The organism is Streptomyces acidicola, assembly GCF_009377235.1.
Lineage (GTDB): Bacteria > Actinomycetota > Actinomycetes > Streptomycetales > Streptomycetaceae > Streptomyces > Streptomyces acidicola.
This window is the reverse complement of the sequence record NZ_VMNX01000380.1, coordinates 1-6,104: the sequence shown is the minus strand read 5'-3', so window position 1 is coordinate 6,104 and position 6,104 is coordinate 1. Positions and strand designations below refer to the sequence as shown.

The window sequence follows — 6,104 nt, the reverse complement described above, 5'->3', positions numbered from 1 at the left end:
GTGCGGGAGGGGGGAGGCGGTTTAAGGTTAGCCTCGCCTAAGCGTGGCCGGATCGGCCTCGCCCAAGCGCGGCCGCGTCCGAGTCCCGCGAGCGCAGCCCGAGTCCGAACCCCAGGAGTCACCCATGTCCGTCCGCAGCCGCCGCCGCGGGACCACTGCCACCGCCCTCGCCTTCGTCGCCGCGCTCTCCCTCGCGGCCTGCGGGTCCGGGTCCGGATCGGAATCGGGGGAGGGCGGCTCGGGATCGGGGAAGTCCGACAACGGCGGCGGCAGCAAATCCGTCGCCCAGGGCGGCGAGGACTTCGCGAAGGCGGCCGAGGAGACGGCGAAGATGGGGACCACGGCCAAGGCCGGAGAGTTCCCGCGCACCATCAAGCACGCCATGGGCGAGACCGAACTCAAGGCGCGCCCCACCCGGGTCGTCGTCCTTGACGTCGGTGAACTGGACAACGTCGTCTCGCTCGGTGTGAAGCCCGTCGGCTACGCGCCCACCGAGGGCTCGGCCGCCATCCCCTCGTACCTGAAGAAGGACGCGGGCAACCCCGAGAACGTCGGCACGATCAACTCCCTCAACCTGGAGGCGATCGCGAACCTCGAACCCGACCTGATCCTCGGCAGCGAACTGCGCGCCGCGAAGCTGTACCCGCAGCTCTCCGAGATCGCCCCCACCGTGTTCTCCATCCGCCCGGGCTTCACCTGGAAGGAGAACTACCTCCTCAACGCCGCCGCCCTGGACCGGACGGCGGAGGCGAAGACCGAGCTCGACGCGTACGAGGAGAAGGCGAAGCAGCTCGGCGACGACCTCGGCGACGACAAGCCGACCGTCACCATGCTCCGCTACATGCCGGGCATGATCCGCCTCTACGCGAAGGCCTCGTTCATCGGCACGATCCTCCAGGACGTCGGTATCCCGCGCCCCAAGAACCAGCAGATCAACGACCTCGCGGTGGAGATCAGCCCGGAGCGGATCGACGAGGCCGGCGCCGACTGGATCTTCACGGGTGTGTACGGCGACGACAAGAAGACGGACCGCTCGACCGTCCAGGACAACCCGCTCTGGGAGAAGCTGGACGCGGTCAAGGGCGGCCAGGCCAAGGACGTACCGGACGAGACCTGGTACCTCGGTCTGGGCGTCACGGCCGCGAACGAGGTCCTCGGCGACCTCAGGACCAACCTGGTCAAGTGACCAGTGGTCGCGTGGCCGGATGACCGCCTGATCAAGTGAACCGCGGCCGGTGGGGTACGGGCGCAGGGCAGGTAGCCTTTTGTTCGTGCCCCGTCTGTCTGAAGTCATCGCCGCGCTCGACGTCCTTTGGCCCCCCGAGAGGGCCGAGGGATGGGACGCGGTCGGGACGGTCTGCGGAGACCCCGACCAGGAGGTCTCGCGAGTCCTGTTCGCCGTCGACCCCGTCCAGGACATCGTGGACGAGGCGGTGAAACGGGGCGCCGACCTGCTGGTCACCCACCACCCGCTCTATCTGCGCGGTACGACGACGGTGGCGGCCTCCACCTTCAAGGGCCGCGTCGTACACACCCTCATCAAGCACGACATCGCGCTGCACGTCGCCCACACCAACGCCGACACCGCCGACCCGGGCGTGAGCGACGCACTGGCCGGGGCGCTGGACCTCCGGGTCGTACGCCCCCTCGTGCCGGACCCCTCCGACCCCGACGGCCGCCGCGGCCTCGGCCGCGTCTGCGAGCTGGACCACCCGCTGACCGTACGGGAGTTCGCGGCCCGCGCGGCCGAGCGGCTGCCCGCCACCGCGCAGGGCATCCGCGTGGCGGGCGACCCCGAGGCGCTCGTCCGCACGGTCGCCGTGAGCGGCGGCAGCGGCGACAGCCTCTTCGAGAACGTACGCGCCGCCGGAGTCGACGCGTTCCTCACCGCGGACCTGCGCCACCACCCGGCGTCAGAGTTCATGGCGGCCCGCGCCCACAGCGCCCAAGGTGCCCACAGCGCCCAAAGCGCCCACACCCCTCTCGCGCTGTTCGACGCGGCGCACTGGGCCACCGAGTGGCCCTGGTGCGAGCTGGCCGCCACCCAGCTCGACGAGATCTCCGACCGGAAGGGATGGGGCCTGAGGGTCCACGTCTCGAAGACGGTCACCGACCCCTGGACCGCCCACGCGGCGTCCGCCGCCGACCCCTCTGACCCCCTGGGAGCCCCCAACTGAACGCCGCGCCCGCCGACCAGATCCGACTCCTCGACGTCCAGGCACTCGACGTACGCCTGCAGCAGCTCGCGCACAAGCGGAGGTCGCTGCCCGAGCACGCCGAGATCGATTCGCTGACCAAGGACCTCACGCAGCTGCGCGACCTGCTCGTGGCCGCGCAGACCGAGGAGAGCGACACCGCCCGCGAGCAGACCAAGGCCGAGCAGGACGTGGACCAGGTGCGCCAGCGCGCGGCCCGCGACCAGCAGCGCCTGGACTCGGGTGCGGTCACGTCCCCCAAGGACCTGGAGAACCTCCAGCGCGAGATCGCCTCCCTCGCCAAGCGGCAGGGCGATCTGGAGGACATCGTCCTGGAGGTCATGGAGCGCCGGGAGTCCGCGCAGGAGCGGGTGACCGAGCTGACCGAGCGGGTCGCGTCGGTGCAGTCGAAGATCGACGACGCCACGGCGCGCCGGGACGCGGCCTTCGACGAACTCGACGGCGAGGCGGCCTCGGTGAAGAAGGAGCGCGAGGTCATCGCGGCCTCCGTTCCCGCCGACCTCCTCAAGCTCTACGACAAGCTGCGCGAGCAGCAGGGCGGTATCGGCGCGGCCAAGCTGTACCAGCGAACCTGCCAGGGCTGCCGCCAGGAGTTGGCGATCACCGAGCTCAACGAGGTCCGCACGGCGGCACCCGACACGGTGGTGCGCTGCGAGAACTGCCGCCGCATCCTGGTGCGCACGTCCGAGTCGGGCCTGTAGGCGCCAAGGGGTTCACGCCCATCTCGGGCATCTCGGGCATACGGACATGGCGTAAGGACGTACGGCGTGCGGGAGTTCATCGTCGAGGCCGACGGGGGGTCCCGGGGCAACCCGGGGCCCGCGGGCTACGGCGCGGTCGTCATCGACGCGGCGTCCGGCGGGACGCTGGCGGAGGCGGCCGAGTACATCGGTGTCGCGACGAACAACGTCGCCGAGTACCGGGGGCTGCTCGCCGGTCTGAAGGCGGCCCGTGCGCTCGACCCCACCGCCGCCGTCCGCGTCCGTATGGACTCCAAACTCGTCGTGGAACAGATGTCGGGCCGCTGGAAGATCAAGCACCCCGACATGAAGCCCCTCGCCCTGGAAGCCGCCGGGATCTTCCCCGCCTCCCAGGTCACCTACGAGTGGATCCCGCGAGAACAGAACAAGCACGCGGACCGTCTGGCCAACGAGGCGATGGACGCGGGGCGCAGGGGCGAGCAGTGGTCCCCGTCGGCGTCGACTGCCGATCTGGACGTGCGTCCGACGAGGACGACGGCGACGACGGCGACGACGGCGCGGGAGCCGGGAGGCAGAGCCGCGGAGACCGGGGCGGACCCGCGTACCGCGAAGACCGGGGCGGACTTGCACGCCGCGGAGAGCGATGCGGACCCGCGTGCCCCGGAGACCACGGCGGCCCCGCGCGCCGCGAAGGCCGCGGCGGATCTGCGCGCCGCGCGGAACGTGGCGGCGGCCGGGCCCGACCTCGGGGCGCCCGCCACCCTCGTACTGCTGCGGCACGGGGAGACGCCGTTGACGCCGGAGAAGCGGTTCTCGGGGAGCGGCGGGTCGGACCCGGCGTTGTCCGGCGTCGGGCGCTACCAGGCGGAACGCGTCGCCGCCGCCCTGGCCGCCCGTGGCACCATCCAGGCGATCGTGTCGTCGCCCCTCGCCCGCTGCCGCGAGACCGCCGGGATCGTCGCGGCCCGGCTCGGGCTCCGGGTGGGAGTCGACGACGGCCTGCGGGAGACCGGCTTCGGCGCCTGGGAAGGGCTCACCTTCGGCGAGGTGCGCGAACGGTACCCCGAGGACCTCGACGCCTGGCTCGGCTCACCCGGAGCCCGACCCACCGGCGGCGGCGAGAGCTTCGAGGCCGTGGCCCGGCGCGTCGCCGCGACGCGGGACGAGCTCGTGACGGCGTACGCGGGCCGCACCGTCCTGCTCGTCAGCCACGTCACCCCGATCAAGACCCTCGTCCGGCTGGCCCTCGGCGCACCTCCGGAGTCCCTGTTCCGCATGGAACTGTCCGCGGCCTCGTTGTCGGCGGTGGCGTACTACGCCGACGGGAACGCCTCGCTCCGGCTCCTCAACGACACGTCCCACCTGCGCTGAACGGCTCGGCGGGCCAAGGGAACCGGGTAGCCGGGTAGCCGGGTAAGCCGAGTAGCCGGGTAAGCCGGGTAGCCGGGTAAGCCGGGTAGCCGGGTCAGTCCCGGAGTGCCGCCGCTTCCCGCGCCAGCTTCTCGATCCGTCCCCAGTCCCGAGCCACCAGCGCGTCCTCGGGAACCAGCCAGGTCCCGCCCACGCACGGCACGTTGGGCAGCGCCAGGTACTCCGGCGCCGTACTCGGCCGGATCCCTCCGGTCGGACAGAAGCGCGCCTGCGGCAACGGTCCGGCCAGCGACTTCAGGTACGCCGTACCGCCCGCCGCCTCCGCCGGGAAGAACTTCATCTCCCGCACCCCGCGCTCCAGCAGCGCCACCACCTCCGAGGTGGTCGACACCCCCGGCAGGAACGGCACACCGGACGCCCGCATCGCCTCCAGCAGCACATCCGTCCAGCCGGGGCTGACCAGGAACCGGGCACCCACGTCCACCGACTCCGTGACGTGCTTCGGTGAGATGACCGTGCCCGACCCGACCACCGCATCCGGCACCTGCGCGGCGATCGCACGGATCGCGTCGAGCGCGGCCGGCGTCCGCAGCGTCACCTCGATCGCGGGCAGCCCACCCGCGACCAGCGCCCGCGCGAGCGGCACGGCGTCGCCGGCGTCCTCCACGACCACCACGGGGACGACGGGGGCGAGGTCCAGTACGGAAGGGGGCAGGGGCGAGGAGGAAGGCACAGGGGCAGGCATGGGCGAAGTCATGACGCCATCCTGCCGAGTGGTCGCATCATGCGCAAAGGGCGTTGCGCATGATGCAACGGGTGCGGGTGAGTCTCGGCTCAGTGAGTCCTGGCGAATTTCCAGTGAACCTCAGTGAATCTCCTTCACCACCACGTCCAGCGCCCACGCCCTCCCCGCCCGCGCGGGCGCCTCCGCCTCCACCTCGTACCCCAGGTCCCGCAAGCCCTCGACGAGCTCCGCCGGGCTCTGGGGCGCCGCACCGGCCGTCAGCAGGGAGCGTACGATCCGGCCCTTCGTCGCCTTGTTGAAGTGGCTGACGACGGACCGTTTCTCGACGCCGGTCGATTCGTCGACCTGGGCGTGCAGCACACGGACGGTCGCCGTCCGCCCCGCGACCTCGCCCTTCGGCTTCCAGGCGGCAGAGTACGCCGACGAGCGCAGATCGAGGACAAGACCGCCACCGGCCGCCTCGGGCAGGGCCGCGGCCATCGGCTCGCGCCAGTACGCGCCCAGCGCCCCCAGCCCGGGCAGTTTCACGCCCATCGAGCAGCGGTACGAGGGGATCCGGTCGGTCACGCGGACCGCGCCCCACAGACCGGAGAAGACCAGCAGCGAGCGCCCGGCCCGCCGCTTCGCCGCCGCGTCCAGGGACGCCAGGTCCAGCGCGTCGTACAGCACACCGGTGTAGATCTCCCCGGCGGGACGCGCCCCCGCCGTCCGCAGCCCGGCGTTCTTGGCGACCTCGCCGCGCAGGCCCTCGCTCAGCCCGAGCACCTCGCGCGCCTTGTCGTTCTCGTCCGGGTCTCCCGCGCACAGCTCGACCAGTTCGCCGAGAACGGCCTCGCGCGCCTGCGTGAGCGCCGGCAGCGACAGCGACTCCAGCTTCACCGGGGCGCCGCGGCCGGAGGCGGCCTTGCCTTCGGAGGGCGGCAGCAGGACGAGCATGGTTCTCCTAGCGGTACGTACGGGGAGGGGCTCGCGCAAGATTACGGGGTGGCCGGCACAGGTCCGCCGCGCCGCCGCCCGTCCGCGGATGCGACCCCGCCCGTCCGCGGATGCCCCCCGCCGGCCTGCGGATGC

6 protein-coding genes are annotated in these 6,104 nt (G+C 72.1%); 4 read left to right on the top strand and 2 right to left on the bottom strand.

Translation table 11 applies throughout. The features are described from left to right. The first annotated feature begins 124 nt into the window (after window positions 1–124). From FPZ41_RS44180 to FPZ41_RS44165, 4 genes are all read left to right on the top strand, one after another. Window positions 125–1,186: an ABC transporter substrate-binding protein gene (locus FPZ41_RS44180; protein WP_152870283.1), complete on the top strand. Its 1,062-nt coding sequence runs from the start codon at window positions 125–127 to the stop codon at window positions 1,184–1,186. Window positions 1,187–1,271: 85 nt separating this feature from the next. Next, on the top strand, window positions 1,272–2,177 hold the full coding sequence (locus FPZ41_RS44175; protein WP_322621517.1) for a Nif3-like dinuclear metal center hexameric protein: 906 nt from the start codon (window positions 1,272–1,274) through the stop codon (window positions 2,175–2,177). Beyond that, window positions 2,174–2,917, top strand: a complete 744-nt coding sequence (locus FPZ41_RS50095; protein ID WP_152870271.1) for a zinc ribbon domain-containing protein — start codon at window positions 2,174–2,176, stop codon at window positions 2,915–2,917. Before FPZ41_RS44175 ends, FPZ41_RS50095 begins: the two co-directional genes overlap by 4 nt. A 66-nt stretch (window positions 2,918–2,983) precedes the next feature. After that, a complete protein-coding gene (locus FPZ41_RS44165) occupies window positions 2,984–4,288 on the top strand; it encodes a bifunctional RNase H/acid phosphatase (RefSeq protein ID WP_322621516.1) in 1,305 nt (434 codons plus the stop codon). Window positions 4,289–4,382: 94 nt separating this feature from the next. Here FPZ41_RS44165 and eda read toward each other — a convergent pair whose 3' ends face one another. Further along, window positions 4,383–5,033 (bottom strand): bifunctional 4-hydroxy-2-oxoglutarate aldolase/2-dehydro-3-deoxy-phosphogluconate aldolase, encoded by a 651-nt coding sequence (eda, locus tag FPZ41_RS44160; protein ID WP_228023422.1) that lies wholly within the window; start codon window positions 5,031–5,033, stop codon window positions 4,383–4,385. 120 nt (window positions 5,034–5,153) lie between these two features. Then, window positions 5,154–5,969, bottom strand: coding sequence for a peroxide stress protein YaaA (gene yaaA / locus FPZ41_RS44155; protein WP_152870267.1), 816 nt, complete (start codon window positions 5,967–5,969; stop codon window positions 5,154–5,156). Window positions 5,970–6,104 lie beyond the last annotated feature (135 nt).

Excerpts from the sequence above, each read along its gene's own strand:
- eda (WP_228023422.1), bottom strand. The coding sequence starts at position 5,033 with ATGCCTGCCCCTGTGCCTTCCTCCTCGCCCCTGCCCCCTTCCGTACTG.
- FPZ41_RS44180 (WP_152870283.1), top strand. The coding sequence starts at position 125 with ATGTCCGTCCGCAGCCGCCGCCGCGGGACCACTGCCACCGCCCTCGCC.
- yaaA (WP_152870267.1), bottom strand. The coding sequence starts at position 5,969 with ATGCTCGTCCTGCTGCCGCCCTCCGAAGGCAAGGCCGCCTCCGGCCGC.